The following is a 24,297-nucleotide window of genomic DNA, read 5'->3' as shown; positions in this document are numbered from 1 at the left end:
AGGGCTGACAGCTCTGTGGGAAAGGCGCTTCGCGGGCGAAGGCGCGGTATTATGCCTGCTTTGTCCGACGGCATGAAAAGTCTGCCCGTCGGAACGGCGCGTTTGCGGACACTTTTTTGAGGGGCTACAGATGTCACCCTGGCTGACAGTAGTAGGAATCGGTGAAGACGGCTTCAAAGGCCTGGGCAAGAATGCCCGGCGCGCCTTGATGGACGCTTCGCGGATCATCGGCGGTCAGCGTCAGCTGGATCTGTTGCCGGTGTGCATCCGTGGCGAGCGCCAGTTGTGGCCGAGCCCGTTTTCCCTGGCCCCGGTGCTCGAGCGTCGCGGTGAAGCCGTGTGTGTGCTGGCCAGTGGTGATCCGATGTTCTACGGCGTTGGCGCGAGTCTGGCGCGTCAGGTTCCGGAAGCCGAGATGCTGGTCCTGCCGGCCCCGTCGTCCTGCTCGCTGGCGGCGGCCCGACTGGGCTGGCCGTTGCAGGACGTCAGCGTGCTGTCGCTGGTGGCTCGCCCGCTGGCGGCTCTCAATGCACAACTGTTTGGCGGCGTGCGCCTGTTGCTGCTGAGCAATGACGGCCAGAGCCCGGCGGCGGTTGCCACGTTGCTGCGTGAACGCGGATTCGGCGCCAGTCGCCTGAGCGTGCTGGAACATCTGGGCGGCAGCGCCGAACGCCGGATCGACGGCAGCGCCAACGACTGGAACGATCCGCTCATTGCCGACCTCAACGTGATCGCCCTCGAGTGCCTCGCCGATCCGCAGACACCGCGCCTGTCGCGCCTCGCCGGCCTGCCGGACTCGGCCTTCCGGCACGACGGCCAACTGACCAAGCGCGACGTGCGCGCGATCACCCTCGCCCGCCTCGCCCCGACACCGGGCGAATTGCTCTGGGACGTCGGCGCGGGCAGCGGCTCGATCGGCATCGAGTGGATGCGCGCGCACCCGAGCTGTCGCGCACTGGCCATCGAGGCTGACGATGGTCGCCAGCAGCTGATCGAACACAACCGCGATGCGCTGGGTGTGCCCGGCCTGCAACTGATTCGTGGCAGCGCCCCGCAAGCTCTCGCCGGGCTGGAGCGACCGGACGCGATTTTCATCGGCGGCGGCGTGACCCGCGAAGGCGTGCTGGAAACCTGCTGGGCACAACTCAAACCCGGTGGCCGACTGGTCGCCAACGCTGTGACCCTGCAAAGCGAAATGACCTTGATGAGCTGGCGCGAACGCCACGGCGGCGAACTGACCCGCATCCACATCGCCCAGGCACAGCCGCTGGGCGAATTCGACACCTGGCGCCAGGCGTTGCCGATCACCCTGCTCGATCTGGTCAAACCCCTCGATGCGTGACGAAACCGCCGAACAACCCGCGCCCCTGCGCAGCGGCCTGACTACCGGCAGCTGCGCCACGGCCACCAGCCTCGCCGCCGCGCGCCTGTTGCTCGGTGGAGTGGTGGCGGACGCCGTGCAGATCGTCTTGCCCAAGGGCAAGCAGGTGCAGATGCGCCTGGAGTTCTGTCGGCTGACCAAGGACGGCGCCGAGGCTGGAACCATCAAGGATGCCGGTGACGACCCGGACGTGACTCACGGCGCATTGCTCTATTCCCGCGTGCAGCTGATGGCCGAGCCGGGAATTCGCTTCATCGCCGGCAAAGGCGTCGGCACCGTGACCCGTCCGGGTTTGGTGCTGCCCGTCGGCGAACCGGCGATCAACCCGGTGCCGCGCAAGATGATCAGCGATCACCTGACGCTGCTCGCCGAAGAAACCGGCTATCGCGGCGGCTTCGAGGTGACGGTCAACGTCGAGGGCGGCGAAGCCCTGGCGCTGAAGACCATGAACCCACGCCTGGGCATCCTCGGCGGGCTGTCGATCCTCGGTACCAGCGGCATCGTCCGGCCGTTTTCCTGCGCGGCGTACATCGCTTCGATCCACCAAGGCATCGACGTGGCGAAAACCAACGGCTTCCTGCACATCGCCGCCTGCACCGGCAACGCCAGCGAAGACACCATGCGCCGGGTCTACAACCTGCCGGAAATTGCCCTGATCGAAATGGGCGACTTCGTCGGCGCGGTGCTCAAGCACCTGCGCAAAGTACCTGTGGATAAACTCAGCCTGTGCGGCGGCTTCGGCAAAATCAGCAAACTGGCGGCCGGGCACATGGACCTGCATTCGCGTCATTCGAGCATCGACCTGCCGCAACTGGCCGAATGGGCGGCGGCGATTGGCGCCGACGACACCTTGCAACAAGCCATTCGTGGGGCGAACACCAGTCAGCAGGCGTTGGCGATCGCCAGTGCGGCTGGCGTTGCCCTCGGTGATGAGGTCTGTCGCCATGCTCTGGAGTTCGCACGCAGCGTGGTACCGGCGCAGGTCCAGGTCGAAGTGTTTGCGATAGATCGTCAGGGCGGCATCGTCGGCCATGCGGGAGCCTTTGTATGAAGCGAATCTTGTTGCTGGGCGGTGTGACTGAAGCGCTGGCCATCGCGCGCACGTTGGGGCCGGAACACATTTACAGCCTGGCCGGCGTCGGCCGGGTGCCGACCGATCTGACCTGTCAGGTGCGCGTCGGCGGCTACGGTGGCGCCGAAGGTCTGGCGCAGTTCATTCGCGCTAAAGGCATCACGCTTTTACTCGACGCGACCCATCCCTACGCCGCACAGATCAGCCAGAACGCCGCCACCGCCGCGCAACTCACCGGCATCCCCTGCTGGGCCCTGCGCCGCCCGGCCTGGCAACCGCAACCGGGCGATGACTGGCGCGAAGTCGCCGACTGGGCCGAACTGATCACCGCCCTCGAACCCTTCCGCCGCCCCCTGTTCACCCTCGGCCGCGAACCGCTGCAACACCTCGATGAAATCCCCGCGCACCAGTTCTGGACCCTGCGCGCCCTCGACGTCTACCCCGGCAACGAACGCTGCGAAGTCATCGGCGCCCGTGGACCGTTTCTGCTGGAGGACGAGCGAGCGCTGTTCGAACGCCGGCAGATCGACGTGCTGATCAGCAAGAACAGCGGCAGCACCGCAACCGAGCCCAAGCTGGAAGTGGCGCGAGAGCTTGGGGTGCCGGTGATGGTGTTGAAGCGGCCGGAGTTGGCGAGGGTTGATCGGGAGTTTTGGACGGTTGCTGACGCCATCGCTGCCCTCGCGGCCGGAGTCCGACCGTGAAAAACAAAAAGCTCAAGTCCTACTGAGTGCTAGGACACTGCCCACAAGAACTTAAAGAATCGCTGACTATCTGCACGAGCGGCCCAGGCTTACGTTTAGCGTTTCATCGAATTTGTGAGCACGTTCCAATGACCGGAAAATTCACCCGCTTCGACATCAAGGACTTTCTCCACACGCCTGCTGAACTGGTGCACTACGTCAAGGCATGTTCGGAACTGGACTCAGGCGATGGACGATTCAACCGCGTGGCGCTCCGAGACTATAAGCAGACCATCCGATTGAGAATTCAATCTGATCCGGATTTCGCACAGGCATTGCGAATCGAAGCCGCTACACTCTTTCATAACGGCGAGACGGAACTGGCAAGCATGCTACTCGCACAATTGCATGTAGCGCTGCGACACCAAACCGCACGACGCTTTTTTACTTATCGGCCCTGATCAGGCTAAATAGCCGCGCCTGATCGCCCACCCTACGGATCTGTCCCATGAACCGACACCGGCTCGCATTTGCCTGGATCGCCTGCTTCGCAGTGCTGTTCAACATGCTCGCCATGCCGTTGACGGGAGCGATGGCGCAGGCGGCGCAGACGCCGGCCGAGCAGTTGCTGTGGAGCAGTTTCTGCACCGGCAGCGGGACGAAGATGGTGGCGATCGACATCGGCAGCCTCGATCAGAAAGCGCCGCAGAGTGGTGACCATCATTCGACCATGCAGCATTGCTGGTGCTGTTCCGGATCGGCGCCGGTGGTGGCGTTGCCGGGGCATTCGCCGCAGCTGTATTTCGCCCGATACGAAAGCAACCGCAGCGTGGCGCCCGCCTTGCTGCAAACCCCGACACCGCGCCAGCAATGGCCGAGCCTCAATCCCCGCGCCTCTCCTCTGGTTTGATTTGTTCCCGCATTTGACCTGCGTTTCAAATCGTTCTGGAGAACTGCCATGTTGAACAAACTCATCGTCATCGCTGCGCTGTTGCTGCCTGCGTGCTTCGCCCATGCCCACGAATACAAGGCCGGCGAGCTGGAAATCGCCCACCCGTGGTCGCAGGAACTGCCGCCGAATGCGCCGACGGTTGCCGCGTATTTCATCATTCACAACGCCGGCAAGACGGCTGACCGCCTGCTCAGCGTCGATTCGCCGATCGCCCCGACGGCCGAACTGCACGAGCACGTGATGCAGGGTGATCTGATGAAGATGCAACAGGTGTCGAACGTGGCCATCCCGGCCGGTGGAAACGTGACCTTCGCGCCGATGGCCTATCACGTGATGCTGATGAATCCGACCGACCGCAGTCTGCTGACCGACGGCAAGCGCTTTCCCCTGACGATGCACTTTGAAAAGGCCGGTGACGTGACCGTCGAAGTCGCCGTGCAGAAGAAGCCGCCGGAAGCCACGCAAGCCCACGCGCACGCCCAGTAACCGTTCCGGCAGACCCCGCCCATGCGCCCCCTGAGCGCCAGGCCCTCCCTGCAACGCCGTCAGACTGAACACCTGACCCGCGGCAGCTGGATCGCCCTGTTCGCCATGTTGATGATCTTCATCGGCCCGCTGATTTCCCAGTCGATGCCGATGGATCAGCACGCCTCGACCTCCATGCCGATGAGCATGGACATGTCGATGGACATGCCGGGCATGGATCATTCCGGGCACGGTGCACAGCCCTCCGCGGAACACTGTCCGCCGCAATCCGCACACCACGTGCTGTGGGAAAAGTGCGGCTATTGCAGCCTGCTGTTCAACTGCCCGGCGCTGACCGGCGGTGGCAGCTTCGCCACTTTCAGCATTCCACTGGTCAACACCTTCACCCCACCCTCCCCGCGCCTGGGCCATGCCCGGCAGACTTTCTTCCCCGGCGCCCGCACCCGCGCCCCGCCCATCGCAGCGTAAACACCCACCTCTGATTGCACACGGTTGAGAAGACAGCCTCAGGCTGCCGGCCGTGTCGTTTACGACTGTTCGATGGAAATTGTCATGTCCAGGTTTTCTGCTGTCCCACGCCCGGGTTCTGCCCCGGCGTCCTTTGCCCTGAACGAATCCCGCGTTCGCTTCAGACACGCTACCGCCGTCCTTTGCGGCGTCCTGCTGTCCCCGCTGGTCCACGCCGACGAACACGCCGGCCATGCTGACGAACTGAGCCCGACGGTGATTACCGCCATCGCTCCGAGCTCGCCGCTGACCATCGTCACCAACCCGAAAGACCCGCGCCAACCGGTGCCCGCCAGCGACGGCGGCGACTACCTGAAGACCATTCCAGGCTTCGCCCTGGTGCGCAACGGCGGCACCAACGGTGATCCGGTGCTGCGCGGGATGTTCGGTTCGCGCCTGAACATCCTCACCAACGGCAGCATGATGCTCGGCGCCTGCCCCGGCCGGATGGACGCGCCGACCTCGTACATCTCGCCCGAAACCTACGACAAACTCACCGTGATCAAAGGCCCGCAAACCGTGCTCTACGGACCGGGCGCGTCGGCCGGCACGATCCTGTTCGACCGCGAGCCAGAAAGCTTCGGCGAACTCGGCACCCGGGTGAACGCCAGCGTGCTGGCCGGCTCCCACGGGCGCTTCGACAAGGTCGTTGATGCGGCGGCCGGCGGCTCGCTGGGCTATGTGCGGGTGATCGGCAACACCGCGCATTCCGACGACTACCGCGACGGCAACAACGACATCGTTGCCTCGCGCTATGACAAGTGGAACGGCGACGTGGCGCTGGGCTGGACCCCGGATGCCGACACCCTGATCGAACTCACTGCCGGCAAGGGCGACGGCGAAGCGCGCTACGCCGGACGCGGCATGGACGGCTCGCAATTCCTGCGCGAAAGCCTCGGCCTGCGCGTCGAGAAATCCAACATCACCGATGTGCTGGAGAAGCTCGAAGCGCAGGTCTACTACAACTACGCCGACCACGTGATGGATAACTACACCCTGCGCACGCCGTCCGGCACCGGGATGATGGCAGGTCCCATGGCGTCCAACGTCGACCGCCGCACCCTCGGCGCCCGGATCAAGGCCACCTGGCGCTGGGCCGATATCCAGCTGATCACCGGCCTCGATGCGCAGACCAACGAACACCGGCAGCGCAGCGGCATGGGCATCGATACCTACAAGGATCAGCCGTACACCAAGGACGCCGACTTCCATAACTACGGTGTGTTCAGCGAAATGACCTGGTACGCCGCCGACCGCGACCGGCTGATCACCGGCGCCCGGGTCGACCGCGCCTTGGCCAAGGATTATCGGCAGAGCACCGGCTCGGGAATGATGTCCCGGCCGAATCCGACTGCCGGCGATACCCGTGCCGACACCCTGCCGAGCGGCTTCATCCGTTACGAGCATGACCTCGCCGACAGCCCGACCACGCTCTACGCCGGCCTCGGCCACGCGCAACGTTTTCCGGATTACTGGGAGCTGTTTTCGCCCAAGTCCGGCCCGGCGGGTTCGGTCAATGCGTTCGATTCGATCAAACCGGAGAAGACCACTCAGCTGGACTTCGGCGTGAACTACAAGGACGCCAATCTCGAAGCCTGGGCCTCGGGCTACATCGGCGTGGTGCGCGACTACATCCTGTTCGATTACACCCCGACGATGATGGGCATGAGCACTTCCCGCGCCGAGAACATCGACGCGCGGATCATGGGCGGTGAACTCGGTGCCGCCTACAAACTCACCGACAACTGGAAAGCCGATGCGACCTTGGCCTACGCCTGGGGCAAAAACAGCAGCGACGGAAAGGCACTGCCGCAGATGCCGCCGCTGGATGCCCGCTTCGGCCTGACCTACAGCGAAGACAACTGGAGCGCCGGCGCACTGTGGAGGGTGGTTGCCGCGCAAAACCGTATCGACCAGAACAAGGGCAACGTGGTCGGCAAGGATTACGACAAGAGTTCGGGCTTCGGCGTGTTCTCGCTCAACGGCGCCTACCGGATCAACAAACACTGGAAGGTCAGTACCGGCGTCGACAACCTGTTCGGCAAGGCTTACGCCGAACACCTGAACCTGGCGGGCAACGCCGGGTTCGGCTACCCGGCCAACGACCCGCAAGCGATCAATGAACCGGGGCGCACGCTCTGGACCAAGGTGGACATGAGTTTCTAACCCTGAAGGGCGCTCGCTCCCTTCAGGGAGCGGGCGGCAACAGACAACGAGAAGATCCAAGCCAAGCGGAGCACACGTGATGAAACAGCCCAAACCGAATTTCTACAACCTGGCCTGGCGTTGGCATTTTTATGCCGGATTGTTCGTCGCCCCATTCATGGTGATGCTGGCCCTGACCGGCATCATTTACCTGTTCAAGCCGCAGCTCGATTCGCTGATGTACAGCAGCCTGCTGAACGTCCCCGCCGGGCATCACACGGTGCCGGCCGATGACTTGCTGCAAAAGGTCAAAAGCGCTTATCCACAGGGCCAGGTCACCCAGTACCTGCCGCCGGTGAATGCCGAGCGCAGCGCGCAGTTTGTCGTGGCCAATGCCGGCCATGAGCTGAACGTGTTCGTCGATCCGTACCACGGCGACATCCTTGGCGAGCAGGATGCCAGGCAGAACCTGCAAGCCATCGCCCGGGCGATTCACGGCGAGTTGATGATCGGCACCGTCGGTGACCGACTGATCGAAATGGCCGCCGGCTGGGGCGTGGTGCTGGTGGTGTCCGGGGTTTTCCTGTGGTGGCCGCGAGGTCAGGCAGCGGGGATTCTGTGGCCACGCCTGAGCAGTCGCGGCCGCGTGCTGTGGCGTGACCTGCATGCCGTTACCGGATTCTGGGGCGCCGCGTTGCTGCTGGTGATGCTGCTCAGCGGCATGACCTGGACCGGTTTCTGGGGCAAGCAGTACGCGCAGGTGTGGAACGTGTTCCCGGCGGCGATGTGGGACAACGTGCCGACTTCCGATGTCGAGGCCGGCAGCCTCAATAACGCCGCGCGCCAGACCGTGCCGTGGGCGATGGAAAACACCCCGATGCCGATGTCCGGCGACCACGCCGAACACATGGCCCACGGCGGTATGCAACACGGCCCCGCTGCACCGACCATCCGCCTGCAGGACGTGCAAAACATCGCCGTTGAGCGCAAGGTCGAGCCGGGCTACAGCATCACAATGCCGACCACCGCCGCCGGCGTGTTCACCATCGCCGTGTTCGCCGACGACCCACGCAACGACGCGACCCTGCACATCGATCAGTACACCGGCAAGGTTCTCGCCGATGTGCGCTTCGAGCAGTACGGCGCGGTTGCCCGGGCCACCGAGATCGGCGTGATGCTCCACGAAGGCAAGATGTTCGGCACTTTCAACCAGATCATCGTGCTGCTGATCTGCCTGATGATTTTGCTCAGCGCCGTCAGCGGCGTGGTGATCTGGTGGAAGCGTCGACCACAGGGCAAGTTCGGCGTGCCGCCGCTGCGCCACGATCTGCCGAAGTGGAAAACCGGGGTGGCGATCATGCTGGTTCTGGCGGTGGTGTTTCCGCTGGTGGGGGCTTCGCTGGTGGTGGTGTGGTTGCTGGATCGGCTGCTGTTGTCGCGTCTGGCCCGGCAAACTGAATCTGCCTCAACTTCATCGTGAATCTCGCGAGATGCGCGATCCAGACAGATCTTTAAACTGCCGGGGCTTAATCTCCGGCAATTTTTAGTGTTACTGTATAACGCAAATTTGCTGCTCTGCCCGCAGCCATGCACTGTCATGAGGCTGCGGGCTTTTCTTTTGAAGAAGTGATTCACCGTCCCGATGAACAAGTACCTCTTGTCCAGCCTCTGTCTGTTCGCCCTGAACCACAGCGCCCACGCCGACAACGCCCCGCTGACGCTGCCCACCGGCACCATCACCGCCCTGGCCAATGACGACCAGACCGTCAGCCTGAGCACGCCAACCAGCGCCGGCTCGCGTCTGAACCTCAGCGCCATGGAAACCCCGGCCAGTGTCGAAAGCCTGAGCGGCGAACAAGTCCGCGCCCGTGGCGACCGCAGCGTGCAGGACGCGGTGTCGCGCAGCACCGGCATCAGCCGCACCGGCACGCCGGGCGATGGCGGCACCTCGTTGCAGGCCCGGGGTTTTACCGGGCAGAGCTCGGTGATGCAGTTGTATGACGGCAACCGCCTGTACACCGGCATGGGCACCGTGACGTTCCCGGTCGACACCTGGTCGGTAGAACGCGTCGATGTCCTGCGCGGCCCGGCCTCGGTGCTGTACGGCGAAGGCGCGACCGGCGCGGTGGTCAACGTGATCCCGAAAAAGCCGTTCGAAGGCGAAATCGAAAACCACGTGCGCGTCGGTTACGGCTCGTTCGACCGCCAGCAGCAGGCGTTCGACAGCGGCGGCTCGCTGACCGACACCCTGAGCTATCGCCTCAACCTCAATCGCCTGCGCAGCAACGGCTGGGTCGATCGCGGTGATTCGTCCAGCGACTTCATCAGCGCCGCCCTGCGCTGGCAGGCCACCGACGATCTGAGTTTCACCCTCGCTCACGATTACGGCGATCAGCGCCCGCAGAACTACTTCGGTACGCCACTGATCAACGGCCAGTTGAAGGACAGCCTGCGCAACAAGAACTACAACGTGCGCGACGACAAACAGCACTACAACGATCAATGGACGCGCCTGACCAGCGACTGGCAGATCAACGATGCAGTCAGCGCCAACAACGAGCTGTACTACCTCAAGGCCCAGCGCCGCTGGCAGAACGCCGAGAACTACAACTTCGACGTTGAAAGTCAGCAGCTCAGCCGCAGCGGCTACTTCGGTATCGGCCACCAACAGGAACAGGTCGGCGACCGCCAGACCTTCACCTTCAAGCACTCGCTGTTCGGCCTCGACAGCCAGACCGTGACCGGCGTTGATTACAACCGCATCCGCTTCCAGCTCGACAGCAACTCGCCGTTCAACGACGTATTGCCGAACGGCCAGCCGCTGGATCGCTATCACCCGCAGACCGGCTATTTCGAGAGCGCCGATCCGTATCGCGATCAGTTCGACAGCACCACCAAACAGATGTCGGTGTTCGCCGAAAACCGCACGCAACTGAGCGAACGCTGGTCGCTGGTGACCGGTGTGCGCCGCGACTACGTACACGTGGATCGCAACAACCTGGTCGACGGCAGCCAGAGCGACAAGACCCTGACCGGCAACAACTGGAAGGCCGGTCTGGTGTTCGCGCTGACCCAGGACACCTCGTTCTACGGCCAGGTCGCCACCAGCACCGATGGCATCGGCGGTTTGATTTCCCTGAGCCCGAGCCAGCAGCAATATGACCTGTCGACCGCGCGGCAAACCGAGATCGGCCTGAAGCAGTTGTTCTGGGATCAGCGTGGTGAGTTCACCCTGGCGGCGTATCGCATCGTGAAGAAGAAGCTGCTGACTGACGACCCGGGCAACCCGACGCTCAAGCAGCAGGTCGGCCAGCAATCGTCGAACGGTGTGGAGGCCAGCCTCGACCTGCAACTGCAGAACGCCTGGCAACTGCAAGCCAACGCTGCAATCGTGAAGGCCAAGTACGACGATTTCGAAGAAGTGGTCGGTGGCGTGCCCGTGTCGCGCAACGGCAATCGCCCGGTGGACGTGCCACGCCGCACTGCCAATCTGTGGCTGAGCAAGGCGCTGACCGATGACCTGAAAGCCGGTGCCGGCGTGCGTTATGTCGATGCGCGCTACGCCGACATGGCCAACCGCAACGAGCTGCCGAGCTACACCGTGGTCGATGCAACGCTGTCGTGGAAAGCCCTGCGCAACACCACGCTGGGCTTGCAGGTGAACAATCTGTTTGACCGGACGTACGCGCAAAGCCAATACAATGAGGGCCAGCAGTGGATTCTGGGTGAGCCTCGTTCGTTCTTTGTCACCGCTGACTACACCTTCTAGAACAGGAACGAAATGAGCTCACTGTCCCTCACCGATCTCGCCTGGACACCTCTGGGCCACGGCCATTGCCATCACCAGTTCCAGCTGCGTGACGCCTCGTTGCAAGTGGCCGCCGGTGAGTTCGTCGGGCTGATCGGGCCCAACGGCAGCGGCAAGACCAGCCTGTTGCGCTGCGCCTATCGCTTCAGTCAGCCGGAACACGGTGAGGTCAGGCTCGATCACCACAACGTGTGGAAACAATCCTCGCGCTGGTGCGCGCAACGCATCGCTGTGGTGCTGCAGGAGTTCCCCGACGCCTTCGGCCTGACCGTCGAAGAAGTGGTCGCCATGGGCCGCACGCCGCACAAAGGCCTGTTCGATGGCGACACGCTGGAAGACCGCAATCTCGCTACCCAGGCCCTCAAATCCGTGGGCCTCGACGGCTTCGAAGACCACGCGTTCGCCACGCTGTCCGGTGGAGAAAAACAGCGAGTGATCCTCGCCCGCGCCCTGACCCAGCAACCGCAACTGCTGATCCTCGACGAGCCGACCAACCACCTCGACCCGCGCTATCAGCTGGAGCTGCTGCAACTGGTCAAGCGCTTGCAGATCGGCACGTTGGCGAGCATCCACGACCTGAACCTGGCTGCCGCGTTCTGCGACCGTTTGTATGTGATCAACCACGGCCGGATCGTCGCCAGCGGCACGCCGCAGGAAGTGCTCACCGTAGAACTGCTGCGCGACGTGTTCGGCGTCGAAGCATTGATCGATTCCCACCCCCTCCACGGCTACCCGCGAATCACCTGGATAACCCGACCATGACTGTGCGCTCCCTGCTTTGCCTCGCCCTGTTGCTGGGCACCACCCAAGCCTTTGCCGAGGCCACGAAGTACCCGCTGACGATCCACAGCTGCAATCGCGAAGTGACCTTCAAGCAAGCGCCGAAACACGCGGTCAGTCACGACATCAACATGACCCAGATGATGCTCGTCCTCGGCCTCAAATCGAAGATGGCCGGCTACAGCGGCGTCAGTGGCTGGAAATCGGTGACGCCTGAAATGCAGTCGCTGCTCGACGGTTTGCCGGAACTGGCGGCCAAGTACCCGTCGGTAGAAACCCTGCTCAACGCCAACGTCGATTTCTTCTTCGCCGGCTGGGATTACGGCATGCGCGTCGGTGGCGATCTCACCCCGCAGACCCTGCAACCGCTGGGCATCAACGTCTATGAGCTGACCGAGTCCTGCGCCTTCGTGATGAAACGCCCGGCCGCCACGCTGGACGACACTTACAACGACCTGCGCAACCTCGGAAAGATTTTCGACGTGCAGGACCGTGCCAACGCATTGATCGCAGACATGCAAAGTCAGGTCGCGGAAATTCGCAAAGACCTGCCTGCCGAAAAACCACGGGTATTCCTGTACGACAGCGGCGAAGACCGCGCCATGACCTCCGGCCGCCTCGGCATGCCGCAAGCGCTGATCGACGCCGCCGGCGGGCGCAACGTTCTCGATGACGTCGAAGCGAGCTGGACCCGGGTCAATTGGGAAACCGTGGTCGAGCGCAATCCGCAGGTGATCGTGATCGTCGACTACAGCGAAATCACCGCCGAGCAGAAGATTGAATTCCTGCTGAAGAACAAGGCGCTGCAATCGGTGGACGCGATCAACAACCAGCGCTTCATCGTCATCCCTTACGTGCAGGCCACGCCGGGGATCGACAACGTGCTGGCGGTTGAAACCCTGGCCAAAGGTTTCCACGGCGAATGATCGATCGTCGCTATGCGCTGCTGCTGATCGCCCTCGGTGCCGTGCTGCTGGTGTCGTGCGTGGTGTCGCTGGGCTTCGGCCCGGCGCGGGTGCCGGTGGACGTTGTGTGGCGGATTCTGCTGCACAAACTGTTCGGCCTCGGCGTGCCGGACTGGAGCGCCGGCCAGGAACACATCGTCTGGCTGATCCGTGTGCCGCGCATGCTGCTCGGTGCATTGGTGGGCGCCGGGCTGGCGTTGATCGGCGCGGTGCTGCAAGCAGTCACGCGTAATCCGCTGGCCGATCCGCACCTGCTCGGCGTCACTTCCGGCGCAACCCTCGGCGCGGTGATCGTGGTACTGCACGTCGGTGAAATCGTCGGCCTGCTGACCTTGCCGATTGCCGCGTTCATCGGCGCGTTGTTGAGCATGTTTCTGGTGCTGGGCATCGCCAACCGTCAGGGCCGGCTGGACAGTGATCGTCTGCTGCTGTGTGGCGTGGCGGTGTCGTTCGTAATGATGGCGATCGCCAATCTGCTGCTGTTCATGGGCGATCACCGGGCCAGTTCGGCGGTGATGTTCTGGATGCTCGGTGGCCTCGGACTGGCCCGCTGGGAATTGTTGGCGGTGCCGGCGTTGAGCGTCCTGCTCGGATTGATTCTGCTGATCGGCATGGCCCGTCCGCTGAACGCCTTGATGGCCGGCGAACAGACCGCCGTCACCCTTGGCCTGAATGCCCGGGCGGTGCGTCTGCGGGTGTTCGTGATTGCTTCGTTGATGACCGGAGTGCTGGTGTCGATCAGCGGCTCCATCGGCTTTGTCGGGCTGATGGTGCCGCACATTGCCCGGCGCCTGATCGGTGCCGAGCATCGGCGTCTGCTGCCGGTGTGCGTGTTGCTCGGCAGCGTTTTCCTCGTCTGGGTCGACGTCGCGGCGCGGACGCTGATCGCCCCCGAAGACCTGCCCATCGGCGTCGCTACCGCAGCCCTTGGCGGCCTGTTCTTCATCGGCCTGATGCGCCGCCGCTGAATCCTCCGGGTGCGCCCCAACCTGGCGCACCCCGTTGCACCTTTGCATGCAACACGTCCCCTCATGGTGCGCCGCCTCCGCGCGCGACCGCTCTAAACCGACATTTCCCTGCTCAAACCCGACCGGGCACAGCCCTTGCAAAACAGCCTTCAGTCGTTCGCATCTGCCAACCATAAAAAACTTTAACGTTCATGGAGATCGCACAATGAAGCGTCGCAGTTTGATCAAGGCTTTCACACTCACGGCATCCATTGCCGCGATGGGCATGACCTGGACCGTACAGGCCGCCGAGACCATCAAGGTCGGGATTCTGCATTCGTTGTCCGGCACCATGGCGATCTCCGAAACGTCGCTCAAGGACATGGCGTTGATGACCATCGACGAGATCAACGCCAAGGGCGGGGTGAACGGCAAGATGCTGGAACCGGTGGTGGTCGACCCGGCGTCGAACTGGCCGCTGTTCGCGGAAAAGGGCCGCCAGTTGCTGACTCAGGACAAGGTCGCGGTGGTGTTCGGCTGCTGGACCTCGGTATCGCGCAAATCGGTGCTGCCGGTGTTCGAAGAACTCAACGGCCTGCTGTTCTACCCGGTGCAATACGAAGGCGAAGAGATGTCGCCGAACGTGTTCTACACCGGCGCCGCGCCGAACCAGCAAGCGATCCCTGCGGTTGAGTACCTGATGAGCGAAGAAGGCGGCAGCGCCAAGCGCTACTTCCTGCTCGGCACCGACTACGTCTACCCGCGCACCACCAACAAGATTCTGCGTTCGTTCCTGCATTCCAAAGGCGTCGCGGACAAAGACATCGAAGAGGTCTACACCCCGTTCGGCCACAGCGACTATCAAACCATCGTCGCCAACATCAAAAAATTCTCGGCCGGCGGCAAGACCGCGGTGATCTCCACCGTCAACGGCGACTCCAACGTGCCGTTCTACAAAGAGCTGGCCAACCAGGGCCTGAAAGCCACCGACGTACCGGTGGTGGCGTTCTCGGTGGGCGAAGAAGAACTGCGCGGCATCGACACCAAGCCGCTGGTGGGCAACCTCGCGGCATGGAACTACTTCGAGTCGGTGGAGAACCCGGTGAACAAGAAGTTCGTCGATGACTGGAAAGCCTACGCGAAGAAACACAACCTGCCGGGCGCCGACAAGGCCGTGACCAACGACCCGATGGAGGCCACTTACGTCGGCATTCACATGTGGGCGCAGGCGGCGGAGAAAGCCAAATCCACCGACGTCGACAAGGTCCGCGAAGCCCTCGGCGGCCAGACCTTCGCCGCGCCGTCCGGTTACACCCTGACCATGGACAAGACCAATCACCACCTGCACAAACCGGTGATGATCGGCGAGATCCAGAGCGACGGTCAGTTCAACGTGGTGTGGCAGACCGAGGGGCCGATTCGGGCGCAACCGTGGAGTCCGTTCATTCCGGGTAATGACAAGAAGCCGGAGTATGCGGTGAAGAGCAACTGAGGCGGATTCAGACCTTGAGGCGGACTTGAGACCTTCCCCCCTCACCCCAGCCCTCTCCCTCAGGGAGAGGGGGAAAGGGAGCAGATCTCCATCGTTTTCAAAGCCTGAGTTCGACTCTGTTTTTTCAGGTCGATGCTTGATGAACAGACAACTCGGTCAGTCCCCTCTCCCTCCGGGAGAGGGCTAGGGTGAGGGCTGGATTTCGCAGTCGGACACCGCTCCATCGGCCACCGCAACACAGGAAGCACCACCCATGCCCACTGCCTTTTACCGCGTTATCCTGGCCATCTTGCTCCTGCTGCCCATGATGACCCACGCCAGCGACGCCGAAGACTTCGTCGCCGCCAACCCCACGCAACAGGCCAAACTGCTGGAAGCCTGGGCCGCGCAGCCCGATCCGGCGCGTGTCGAACTGATCAACGCCCTGCAACAAGGCGAACTGACCGTCGACGGCCAACCCAAGACCCTGCGCCTGAACAACCGCCTGCGGGGTCTGATCGACACCGCGCTGGCCAGCCACCAATTGCTCGCCGCCGACGCCAAAACCCGTCTGACCGCCGCGCAGCAATTGCAGAAAGGCGCCAAACCGGCGCAGCTGAAATTCCTCGACCGGCAACTGGCTGGCGAACAAGACGAAAGCGTCCACGCCGCCCTGAGCCTGGCGCTGGCCAATCTGCAACTGGTCGACACTGACCCGGCAGTACGCCTCGCGGCCGTGCGTCTGCTCGGTGAAACCGGCGACCCGCTGGCCCGTACCCGCCTCGAAGGCCTGCTCGAACCCGGTGTCGAAACCGATACCAACGTGCGCACCGCCGCCGAAACCAGCCTCGCCCAGGTCAAGCGCAAACTGCTGATCGGCGAACTGCTCGGTCAGGCGTTCAGCGGCATGTCCCTCGGTTCGATTCTGCTGCTCGCGGCACTCGGCCTGGCGATCACTTTCGGCCTGCTCGGCGTGATCAACATGGCCCACGGCGAGATGCTGATGCTCGGCGCCTACTCGACCTACGTCGTGCAGTTGATGTTCCAGCGCTACGCCCCGCAAGCCATCGAGTTCTATCCGCTGATCGCCCTGCCGGTGGCGTTCTTCGTCACCGCCGCCATCGGCATGGCCCTGGAGCGCACGGTGATTCGTCACCTCTACGGCCGCCCACTGGAAACCCTGCTCGCCACCTGGGGCATCAGCCTGATGCTGATTCAACTGGTGCGTCTGGTGTTCGGTGCGCAGAACGTTGAAGTGGCGAACCCGGCGTGGCTGTCCGGCGGGATTCAGGTGTTGCCGAATCTGGTGCTGCCGTACAACCGCATCGTGATCATCGCGTTTGCGCTGTTTGTGGTGGTGCTGACCTGGCTGCTGCTGAACAAGACCCGCCTCGGTCTGAACGTGCGCGCCGTCACCCAGAACCGCAACATGGCCGCCTGCTGCGGCGTGCCCACCGGGCGCGTCGACATGCTCGCCTTCGGCCTCGGTTCGGGCATCGCCGGGCTCGGTGGCGTGGCCCTGAGCCAGATCGGCAACGTCGGCCCGGACCTCGGCCAGAGCTACATCATCGACTCGTTCCTGGTGGTGGTGCTCGGCGGCGTCGGCCAACTGGCCGGCAGTGTGTTCGCCGCGTTCGGCCTGGGCATCGCCAACAAGATTCTCGAACCGCAGATCGGTGCGGTGCTCGGCAAGATCCTGATCCTCGCGCTGATCATTCTGTTCATCCAGAAACGTCCGCAAGGCCTCTTCGCACTGAAAGGACGGGTGATCGACTGATGAACCAGCCTCTACTAGTCACGGCCACACAAAAGGCCGGCCCGAAAGTCACGCTCGCCATCGGCGCGGTGGTCCTCGCCTTGCTGGTCGCCCTGCCGCTGCTGTCGCTGTTGCCGGCAGACAGCGCGCTGCATGTCTCGGCTTACACCCTGACGCTGGTGGGCAAGATTCTCTGCTACGCCATCGTCGCCCTGGCGCTGGATCTGGTCTGGGGTTACGCCGGTCTCCTGTCGCTGGGCCACGGTCTGTTCTTCGCCCTCGGCGGTTATGCGATGGGCATGTACCTGATGCGTCAGGCCGCCGGTGATGGTCTGCCGGCGTTCATGACCTTTCTGTCGTGGACCGAGTTGCCGTGGTACTGGAGCGGCACCGGCAGCTTCCTCTGGGCGATGTGCCTGGTGGTGTTGGCGCCGGGGTTGCTGGCACTGGTGTTCGGTTTCTTCGCCTTCCGTTCGCGGATCAAGGGCGTGTATTTCTCGATCATGACCCAGGCCCTGACCTTCGCCGGGATGCTGCTGTTTTTCCGCAACGAGACCGGCTTCGGCGGCAACAACGGCTTCACCAATTTCCGCACGATCCTCGGTTTCGGCATCACCGAACCCGGCACGCGCGCGGTGCTGTTTCTGGCGACGGTGCTGTTGCTGGTGGCGAGTCTGTTCATCGGCTGGCGCCTGGCTCGCAGCAAGTTCGGCCGGGTGCTGACTGCCCTGCGCGATGCGGAGAATCGCCTGATGTTCTGCGGCTACGATCCGCGCGGTTTCAAGCTGTTCGTCTGGGTGTTGAGTGCGGTGTTGTGCGGCCTGGCCGGTGCGTTGTACGTGCCACAAGTAGGGATCATCAACCCGAGCGAAATGTCGCCGACCAACTCGATCGAAGCCGCCGTGTGGGTGGCCCTTGGCGGGCGCGGCACGCTGATCGGCCCGCTGCTCGGCGCTGGGGTGGTCAACGGCATGAAGAGCTGGTTCACCGTGGCCTTCCCCGAATACTGGCTGTTCTTCCTCGGCGCGCTGTTCATCGTCGTGACGTTGTACCTGCCCAAGGGCGTGATCGGTCTGCTGAAGAAACGAGGTGAATCATGAGAGTCACGGCGAGCGCTGAATTCATGCTGGAACCGGCGTTTTTCCCGGTGGAACCGAACAAGGACGAAGGCACCAGCCGCGACTCGATCGGCCTCGGGCAACGCGTCGGTCCGGGCCTCGACACCCGCCACGGCACAATCCTGACGCTGGAAGACATCAGCGTCAGCTTCGACGGCTTCCGGGCGCTGAACAATCTGAACCTGTACATCGGCGTCGGCGAACTGCGCTGCATCATCGGCCCCAACGGCGCGGGCAAGACCACGCTGATGGACGTGATCACCGGCAAGACCCGGCCGAGCCACGGCAAGGCGTGGTTCGGTGAAACCCTCGACCTGACGCAGATGAGCGAAGTGCAGATCGCCCAGGCCGGCATCGGTCGCAAGTTCCAGAAACCGACGGTGTTCGAAGCGCTGAGCGTGTTCGAGAACCTGGAGCTGGCGCAGAAAACCGACAAGTCGGTGTGGGCCAGCCTGCGGGCGAAGTTGAGCGGCGAGCAGAAAGACCGGATCAGCGAAGTGCTCGACACGATTCGTCTGACCACCTCGGTCAATCGCCCGGCGGGGCTGCTGTCCCACGGACAGAAACAGTTTCTGGAAATCGGCATGTTGCTGATGCAGGACCCGCAATTGCTGCTGCTCGATGAACCGGTGGCGGGCATGACCGACGCCGAAACCGAGTTCACCGCCGAGCTGTTCAAGTCGCTCGCGGGCAAGCATTCGCTGATGGTGGTGGAACACGACATGGGCTTCGTCGGCTCGATTGCCGACCACGTCACGGTGTTGCATCAGGGTAGCGTGCTGGCCGAGGGGTCGCTGGAACAGGTGCAGGACAACGAGCGCGTGATCGAGGTTTACCTCGGCCGCTGAAACCTGCAAATACAAAACTTGTGGGAGCTGCGGTTCGGCGCTCCGAATTGCCAGCGATGAGGCCGGCACATCCAGCATTGATATCGACTGATCCACCGCTATCGCTGGCAAGCCAGCTCCCACAGGGTTCTGTGTGCAACAGAAGGAATTTGAACATGCTGCAAGTCGACAAGCTGCACCAGTACTACGGCGGAAGCCACATCCTGCGCGGCCTGAGCTTTGAGGTGAAGGTCGGCGAAGTGACCTGCCTGCTCGGCCGTAACGGCGTGGGCAAGACCACGCTGCTCAAATGCCTGATGGGCCTGTTGCCGGCCAAGGAAGGCGCGGTGAACTGGGAAGGCCAACCGATCACCACGTACAAGCCGCATCAACGGGTGCACGCCGGAATCGCCTACGTGCCCCAGGGCCGGGAGATCTTCGGCCGACTGACCGTGGAAGAAAACCTGCTGATGGGCCTGTCGCGTTTCCCCGGCAGCGAAGCCAAAGAGGTTCCCGCGTTCATTTACGAGCTGTTCCCGGTGCTGCTGCAAATGAAACAGCGGCGCGGCGGCGATCTGTCCGGCGGACAGCAACAACAGCTGGCCATCGGTCGTGCACTGGCCAGCCGTCCGCGTCTGCTGATCCTCGACGAACCCACCGAAGGCATCCAGCCGTCGGTGATCAAGGAAATCGGCGCAGTGATCAAGAAGCTCGCGGCCCGTGGCGACATGGCGATTCTGCTGGTGGAGCAGTTCTACGATTTCGCCGCCGAACTGGCCGATCAGTACCTGGTGATGTCCCGGGGCGAGATCGTGCAGCAGGGCCGTGGAGAAAATATGGAAAGCGAGGGTGTACGCGGACTGGTTACGATCTAACCTGTAGCGTCCTAACGATAATCAGAAAACATGAACTTACCTGTTGCGACTGCCCTGTTTACCCCGAGCTGGCATGCCGAGCTTGAGCTGGCCTATGCCCGCTTCGGCGATTGCACGCGCCCTACCCGTCGTCGCCACCTCGGTCCGCTGCGGGTGCAAAAGCATCTGTACGCCGAAGGGCCCGAGGTCTGCCAGCACATCATTGTCCACCCGCCGGGCGGGATTGCCGGCGGTGACCGGCTCGACATCAGCGCCCGCGTCGCACAAGGCGCCTGGGCACAGATCACCAGCCCCGGCGCGGCCAAGTGGTATCGCGCGGCGGGGCCCGCTTATCAGTCGCTGAAGCTGCATGTCGCTGATGGCGCGACACTGGAATGGCTGCCCCAGGAAACCATCGTCTACAGCGCCGCCCAGGCTGAACTCACGACATCGATTGAGCTTGAAGGCGATGCGCGGCTGTTCTACTGGGACGTGGTAGCCCTCGGGCGGCCGGCCAGTGGCGAGCGTTTCGACCTCGGGCATTTCCAGGCACATCTGGATATTCGCCGTGATGGCCGGTTGTTGTGGCATGAGCGCCAGCGCATCGTTGGCGCTGACGGCTTGCTGGATTCGCCGATCGGGCTGGATGGCCATCCGGTGTTTGCGACCTTGCTGGTGACCGGTGAGATCGATGCTGAATTGCTGGAACGCTGCCGCTCGCTGGGCCACGAAGTACGCGGGGATCTGACGCAATTGCCCGGTCTTTTGGTCGCCCGTTGCCTGGCCAGTGAAGCGTTGCTGGCGCGGGCGTGGCTGATCGATCTGTGGCGATTGCTCAGGCCTGCGCTGCTTGGCCGCGAAGCCCTGCCCCCCCGAATCTGGAACACCTGATTTTCTTCAACTGCCGACAATGGATTTCAAACGATGGACCTGACCCCACGCGAAAAAGACAAGCTGCTGATCTTCACCGCCGGCCTCGTGGCCGAGCGGCGACTGGCCCGTGGCGTGAAGCTCAACTACCCGGAAGCCATGGCCTACATCTCGGCGGCGCTGCTCGAAGGCGCCCGTGACGGCCAGACCGTTGCCGAACTGATGCACTACGGCACCACCCTGCTGACCCGCGATCAGGTGATGGAAGGCATCCCGGAAATGATCCCGGAGATCCAGGTCGAAGCGACGTTTCCCGACGGCACCAAACTGGTCACCGTCCACCAACCGATCGTCTGAGGCCGTGCCATGACCTACACCATCCGCGATGCCCTGCACGCTGACCTGCCGGCGATCCGCGACATCTACAACGACGCGGTGCTCAACACCACGGCAATCTGGAACGAATCCGCCGTCGACCTCGGCAACCGTCAGGCGTGGTTCAGCGCACGCCAGGCCCAGGGCTATCCGATCCTGGTGATCGTCAACGCCGACAACACCACCCTCGGCTACGCTTCGTTCGGCGACTGGCGGCCGTTCGACGGTTTCCGCCACACCGTCGAGCACTCGGTCTACGTGCGCAGCGACCAGCGCGGTAACGGCCTCGGCCCGCAACTGATGACCGCGCTGATCGAACGCGCGAAAACCTGCGACAAGCACGTCATGGTCGCCGCCATCGAAAGCGGCAACGCCGCATCGATCCGCCTGCACGAGCGCGCCGGTTTCATCACCACCGGGCAGATGCCCCAGGTCGGCACCAAGTTCGGCCGCTGGCTCGACCTGACGTTCATGCAACTGACCCTCAATCCTGGCGCGGAGCCGCCGCCCGCCAACAAGGAGTGACACCGATGAACCCCGCCCAACTGCGACGCGTCAATGCGGAAAGTTTTGCGCACTATCGTCAGGGCCTGATCGAGCTGCTGCTGGACGCCGTGGGTTATGGCGCCAGCGTCGGCTTCATGGCTGATCTGGATGCCACCCAGGCTCGCGCCTATTTCGATGAAGTGCAGGACAACCTGAACAAGGGCAACGTCTTGCTGTGGGTGGTGGTCAAGGACGAACAGGTGCAGGCCAGCGTGCAACTGGGCCTGTGCCAGAAGGCCAACGGCCTGAACCGCGCCGAAGTGCAGAAACTGCTGGTTCGCGAACACGCCCGGCGGCGCGGCCTCGGTCAGCAATTGATGGAAGCGCTGGAGCTGACGGCCCGCCAGTACAAGCGCGGCATGCTTTACCTCGACACCGAGGCCGGCTCCCCCGCCGAAGATTTCTACAAGGCCCTGGGTTACACCCGCGCCGGGGAAATCCCCGACTACGCCTGCGACCCGAACGGCACCTATCGCCCGACGGCCCTCTATTACAAAGTCCTGCAAGGAGCGAACTGATGATTCCCGGCGAATACCGGATCCAGCCCGGCGACATCGAACTCAACGTCGGTCGCCGCACGATCAGCCTGAAAGTGGCGAACAGCGGCGACCGACCGATCCAGGTCGGCTCGCACTACCATTTCTTCGAAACCAACGACGCCCTGACCTTCGACCGCGCCGCCAGCCGTGGCATGCGCCTGAACATTCCCGCGGGCACCGCGGTGCGCTTCGAGCCGGGCCAGAGCCGCGAGGTAGAGCTGGTGGATTACGCCGGGCACCGGCGGGTGTTCGGGTTTGCCGGGCGGGTCATGGGTGACCTCTGAGTCCGCGTGTACCGCAGCCCCTCACCCCAGCCCTCTCCCAGGGGAGAGGGAGCCAACCACCGATAACTGCCCCACCGCGATCAGTCCCCTCTCCCTCTGGGAGAGGGTTAGGGTGAGGGTCGATGGCTCACCGCTATTTTCCTGAAGGACGCCAGATGAAGATTTCCAGACAAGCCTACGCCGACATGTTCGGCCCCACCGTCGGCGACAAGGTGCGCCTGGCCGACACCGAGCTGTGGATCGAGGTCGAACAGGACTTCACCACCTACGGCGAAGAAGTGAAATTCGGCGGCGGCAAAGTGATCCGCGACGGCCAGGGCCAGAGCCAGTTGCTGGCGGCCGAAGTGGTCGACACCGTCATCACCAACGCGCTGATCATCGACCACTGGGGCATCGTCAAAGCCGACGTCGGCCTCAAGGACGGACGCATCGCCGCGATCGGCAAGGCCGGCAATCCGGACGTGCAGCCCGGCGTGACCATCGCCATCGGCGCCAGCAGCGAAGTGATCGCCGGCGAAGGCATGATCCTCACCGCCGGCGGCATCGACACCCACATCCACTTCATTTGCCCGCAGCAGATCGAAGAAGCGCTGATGAGCGGCGTCACCACCATGATCGGTGGTGGCACCGGTCCGGCCACCGGCACCAATGCAACGACCTGCACTTCGGGGCCGTGGCACCTGGCGCGGATGCTCCAGGCCGCCGACGCGTTCCCGATGAACATCGGCCTCACCGGCAAGGGCAACGCCAGCCTGCCGGAGCCGTTGATCGAACAGGTCAAGGCCGGCGCCATCGGCCTCAAGCTGCACGAAGACTGGGGCACCACCCCGGCGAGCATCGACAACTGCCTGAGCGTCGCCGACCAGTACGACGTGCAAGTGGCAATCCATACCGACACCCTCAACGAGTCCGGTTTCGTCGAAACCACCCTCGGCGCGTTCAAGGGCCGGACCATCCACACCTATCACACCGAAGGTGCCGGTGGCGGCCACGCGCCGGACATCATCAAGGCCTGCGGTTTCGCCAACGTACTGCCGAGTTCGACCAACCCGACCCGGCCGTTCACCCGCAACACCATCGACGAACACCTCGACATGCTGATGGTCTGCCACCACCTCGACCCGAGCATTGCCGAAGACGTGGCGTTCGCCGAAAGCCGCATCCGCCGCGAAACGATTGCCGCCGAAGACATCCTCCACGACCTCGGCGCGTTCTCGATGATCAGCTCCGACAGCCAGGCCATGGGCCGCGTCGGCGAAGTCATCACGCGCACCTGGCAGACCGCCGACAAGATGAAAAAGCAGCGCGGCCCGCTGCCTCAGGACGGTGAAGGCAACGATAACTTCCGCGCCAAACGCTACATCGCCAAGTACACCATCAACCCGGCGATCACCCATGGCATCAGCCATGAAGTGGGTTCGGTGGAAGTCGGCAAGTGGGCCGATCTGGTGCTGTGGCGCCCGGCATTCTTCGGCGTGAAACCGACGCTGATCCTCAAGGGCGGCGCCATCGCCGCGAGCCTGATGGGCGACGCCAACGCGTCGATCCCGACCCCGCAACCGGTGCACTACCGCCCGATGTTCGCCAGTTACGGCGGCTCGCTGCACGCCACCAGCCTGACCTTCATCAGTCAGGCGGCGCAGGCGTCGGGATTGCCCGAAGCATTGGGCCTGAAGAAGAAAATCGCGGTGGTCAAAGGTTGCCGCGACGTGCAGAAAACCGACCTGATCCACAACGACTATCTGCCGAACATCGACGTCGACCCGCAGACCTATCAGGTCAAGGCCGATGGCGTGCTGCTCTGGTGTGAACCGGCCGAAACCCTGCCGATGGCGCAGCGTTACTTCCTGTTCTGACAACCGACAAACGCAAAAAAGGCCCCGAGCACCTGCCTGACGCACGGTCTCGGGGCCTTTTTCGTGATGCTGGAA

The 24,297-nt window shown here is 63.3% G+C and carries 24 protein-coding genes; all 24 read left to right on the top strand.

The window, feature by feature from the left end:
* The first annotated feature begins 130 nt into the window (after window positions 1-130).
* The 24 genes from ACODTD_RS24930 (at window position 131) to ureC (ending at window position 24,222) form a co-directional block, all read left to right on the top strand.
* The gene (locus ACODTD_RS24930) at window positions 131-1,342 is read left to right on the top strand and encodes a bifunctional cobalt-precorrin-7 (C(5))-methyltransferase/cobalt-precorrin-6B (C(15))-methyltransferase (RefSeq protein ID WP_011332251.1); all 1,212 of its coding nucleotides are present in this window, start codon (window positions 131-133) and stop codon (window positions 1,340-1,342) included.
* Complete coding sequence (locus ACODTD_RS24925) at window positions 1,335-2,432, top strand: cobalt-precorrin-5B (C(1))-methyltransferase (RefSeq protein WP_011332250.1); 1,098 nt, start codon at window positions 1,335-1,337, stop codon at window positions 2,430-2,432. Before ACODTD_RS24930 ends, ACODTD_RS24925 begins: the two co-directional genes overlap by 8 nt.
* Entirely contained in the window at window positions 2,429-3,157 is a 729-nt protein-coding gene (locus ACODTD_RS24920; RefSeq protein WP_011332249.1) for a cobalt-precorrin-6A reductase, read from the top strand. The genes ACODTD_RS24925 and ACODTD_RS24920 overlap by 4 nt, the downstream gene beginning before the upstream one ends.
* A gap of 128 nt (window positions 3,158-3,285) precedes the next feature.
* A complete protein-coding gene (locus ACODTD_RS24915; protein WP_039772019.1) occupies window positions 3,286-3,597 on the top strand; it encodes a hypothetical protein in 312 nt (103 codons plus the stop codon).
* A 47-nt stretch (window positions 3,598-3,644) separates the two neighbouring features.
* A complete protein-coding gene (locus tag ACODTD_RS24910) occupies window positions 3,645-4,046 on the top strand; it encodes a DUF2946 domain-containing protein (protein WP_007951042.1) in 402 nt (133 codons plus the stop codon).
* Window positions 4,047-4,094: 48 nt separating this feature from the next.
* The gene (locus ACODTD_RS24905) at window positions 4,095-4,574 is read left to right on the top strand and encodes a copper chaperone PCu(A)C (protein ID WP_103386781.1); all 480 of its coding nucleotides are present in this window, start codon (window positions 4,095-4,097) and stop codon (window positions 4,572-4,574) included.
* A 21-nt stretch (window positions 4,575-4,595) separates the two neighbouring features.
* Window positions 4,596-5,042, top strand: a complete 447-nt coding sequence (locus tag ACODTD_RS24900; RefSeq protein ID WP_201817294.1) for a DUF2946 domain-containing protein — start codon at window positions 4,596-4,598, stop codon at window positions 5,040-5,042.
* 84 nt (window positions 5,043-5,126) lie between these two features.
* Complete coding sequence (locus tag ACODTD_RS24895; RefSeq protein WP_285357056.1) at window positions 5,127-7,247, top strand: TonB-dependent copper receptor; 2,121 nt, start codon at window positions 5,127-5,129, stop codon at window positions 7,245-7,247.
* Window positions 7,248-7,326: 79 nt separating this feature from the next.
* Window positions 7,327-8,706 carry a PepSY-associated TM helix domain-containing protein gene (locus tag ACODTD_RS24890; RefSeq protein ID WP_201817285.1) on the top strand — a complete coding sequence of 460 codons (1,380 nt, stop codon included), beginning with the start codon at window positions 7,327-7,329 and terminating at the stop codon, window positions 8,704-8,706.
* A 162-nt stretch (window positions 8,707-8,868) separates the two neighbouring features.
* Window positions 8,869-10,995, top strand: coding sequence for a TonB-dependent receptor (locus ACODTD_RS24885; RefSeq protein WP_489105331.1), 2,127 nt, complete (start codon window positions 8,869-8,871; stop codon window positions 10,993-10,995).
* Window positions 10,996-11,007: 12 nt separating this feature from the next.
* The gene (locus ACODTD_RS24880) at window positions 11,008-11,796 is read left to right on the top strand and encodes an ABC transporter ATP-binding protein (protein WP_011332242.1); all 789 of its coding nucleotides are present in this window, start codon (window positions 11,008-11,010) and stop codon (window positions 11,794-11,796) included.
* Window positions 11,793-12,740, top strand: coding sequence for an ABC transporter substrate-binding protein (locus ACODTD_RS24875; RefSeq protein ID WP_489105330.1), 948 nt, complete (start codon window positions 11,793-11,795; stop codon window positions 12,738-12,740). Before ACODTD_RS24880 ends, ACODTD_RS24875 begins: the two co-directional genes overlap by 4 nt.
* Window positions 12,737-13,747 (top strand): FecCD family ABC transporter permease, encoded by a 1,011-nt coding sequence (locus ACODTD_RS24870; protein ID WP_129973478.1) that lies wholly within the window; start codon window positions 12,737-12,739, stop codon window positions 13,745-13,747. Before ACODTD_RS24875 ends, ACODTD_RS24870 begins: the two co-directional genes overlap by 4 nt.
* A gap of 205 nt (window positions 13,748-13,952) precedes the next feature.
* Window positions 13,953-15,218 (top strand): urea ABC transporter substrate-binding protein, encoded by a 1,266-nt coding sequence (urtA, locus tag ACODTD_RS24865; RefSeq protein ID WP_011332239.1) that lies wholly within the window; start codon window positions 13,953-13,955, stop codon window positions 15,216-15,218.
* A gap of 253 nt (window positions 15,219-15,471) precedes the next feature.
* Window positions 15,472-16,974: an urea ABC transporter permease subunit UrtB gene (urtB, locus tag ACODTD_RS24860; protein WP_285357067.1), complete on the top strand. Its 1,503-nt coding sequence runs from the start codon at window positions 15,472-15,474 to the stop codon at window positions 16,972-16,974.
* Window positions 16,974-18,053 (top strand): urea ABC transporter permease subunit UrtC, encoded by a 1,080-nt coding sequence (gene urtC / locus ACODTD_RS24855; RefSeq protein ID WP_489105329.1) that lies wholly within the window; start codon window positions 16,974-16,976, stop codon window positions 18,051-18,053. Before urtB ends, urtC begins: the two co-directional genes overlap by 1 nt.
* Entirely contained in the window at window positions 18,050-18,919 is an 870-nt protein-coding gene (gene urtD, locus ACODTD_RS24850; protein ID WP_007950599.1) for an urea ABC transporter ATP-binding protein UrtD, read from the top strand. The genes urtC and urtD overlap by 4 nt, the downstream gene beginning before the upstream one ends.
* Window positions 18,920-19,074: 155 nt before the next feature.
* On the top strand, window positions 19,075-19,773 hold the full coding sequence (gene urtE, locus ACODTD_RS24845; protein ID WP_236194665.1) for an urea ABC transporter ATP-binding subunit UrtE: 699 nt from the start codon (window positions 19,075-19,077) through the stop codon (window positions 19,771-19,773).
* A 30-nt stretch (window positions 19,774-19,803) separates the two neighbouring features.
* The gene (locus tag ACODTD_RS24840; RefSeq protein ID WP_489105328.1) at window positions 19,804-20,643 is read left to right on the top strand and encodes an urease accessory protein UreD; all 840 of its coding nucleotides are present in this window, start codon (window positions 19,804-19,806) and stop codon (window positions 20,641-20,643) included.
* A 33-nt stretch (window positions 20,644-20,676) separates the two neighbouring features.
* Complete coding sequence (gene ureA, locus ACODTD_RS24835; protein WP_039766748.1) at window positions 20,677-20,979, top strand: urease subunit gamma; 303 nt, start codon at window positions 20,677-20,679, stop codon at window positions 20,977-20,979.
* A 9-nt stretch (window positions 20,980-20,988) separates the two neighbouring features.
* On the top strand, window positions 20,989-21,522 hold the full coding sequence (locus ACODTD_RS24830) for a GNAT family N-acetyltransferase (RefSeq protein WP_201817274.1): 534 nt from the start codon (window positions 20,989-20,991) through the stop codon (window positions 21,520-21,522).
* A gap of 5 nt (window positions 21,523-21,527) precedes the next feature.
* Window positions 21,528-22,061, top strand: a complete 534-nt coding sequence (locus ACODTD_RS24825) for a GNAT family N-acetyltransferase (RefSeq protein ID WP_201817272.1) — start codon at window positions 21,528-21,530, stop codon at window positions 22,059-22,061.
* The gene (locus tag ACODTD_RS24820; RefSeq protein ID WP_096819774.1) at window positions 22,061-22,366 is read left to right on the top strand and encodes an urease subunit beta; all 306 of its coding nucleotides are present in this window, start codon (window positions 22,061-22,063) and stop codon (window positions 22,364-22,366) included. Before ACODTD_RS24825 ends, ACODTD_RS24820 begins: the two co-directional genes overlap by 1 nt.
* Window positions 22,367-22,521: 155 nt before the next feature.
* Window positions 22,522-24,222, top strand: a complete 1,701-nt coding sequence (gene ureC / locus ACODTD_RS24815; RefSeq protein ID WP_011332230.1) for an urease subunit alpha — start codon at window positions 22,522-22,524, stop codon at window positions 24,220-24,222.
* Window positions 24,223-24,297: the final 75 nt, after the last annotated feature.

This window comes from Pseudomonas sp. FG35 (assembly GCF_057809295.1).
This window is presented reverse-complemented; position numbering and strand designations above follow the sequence as displayed.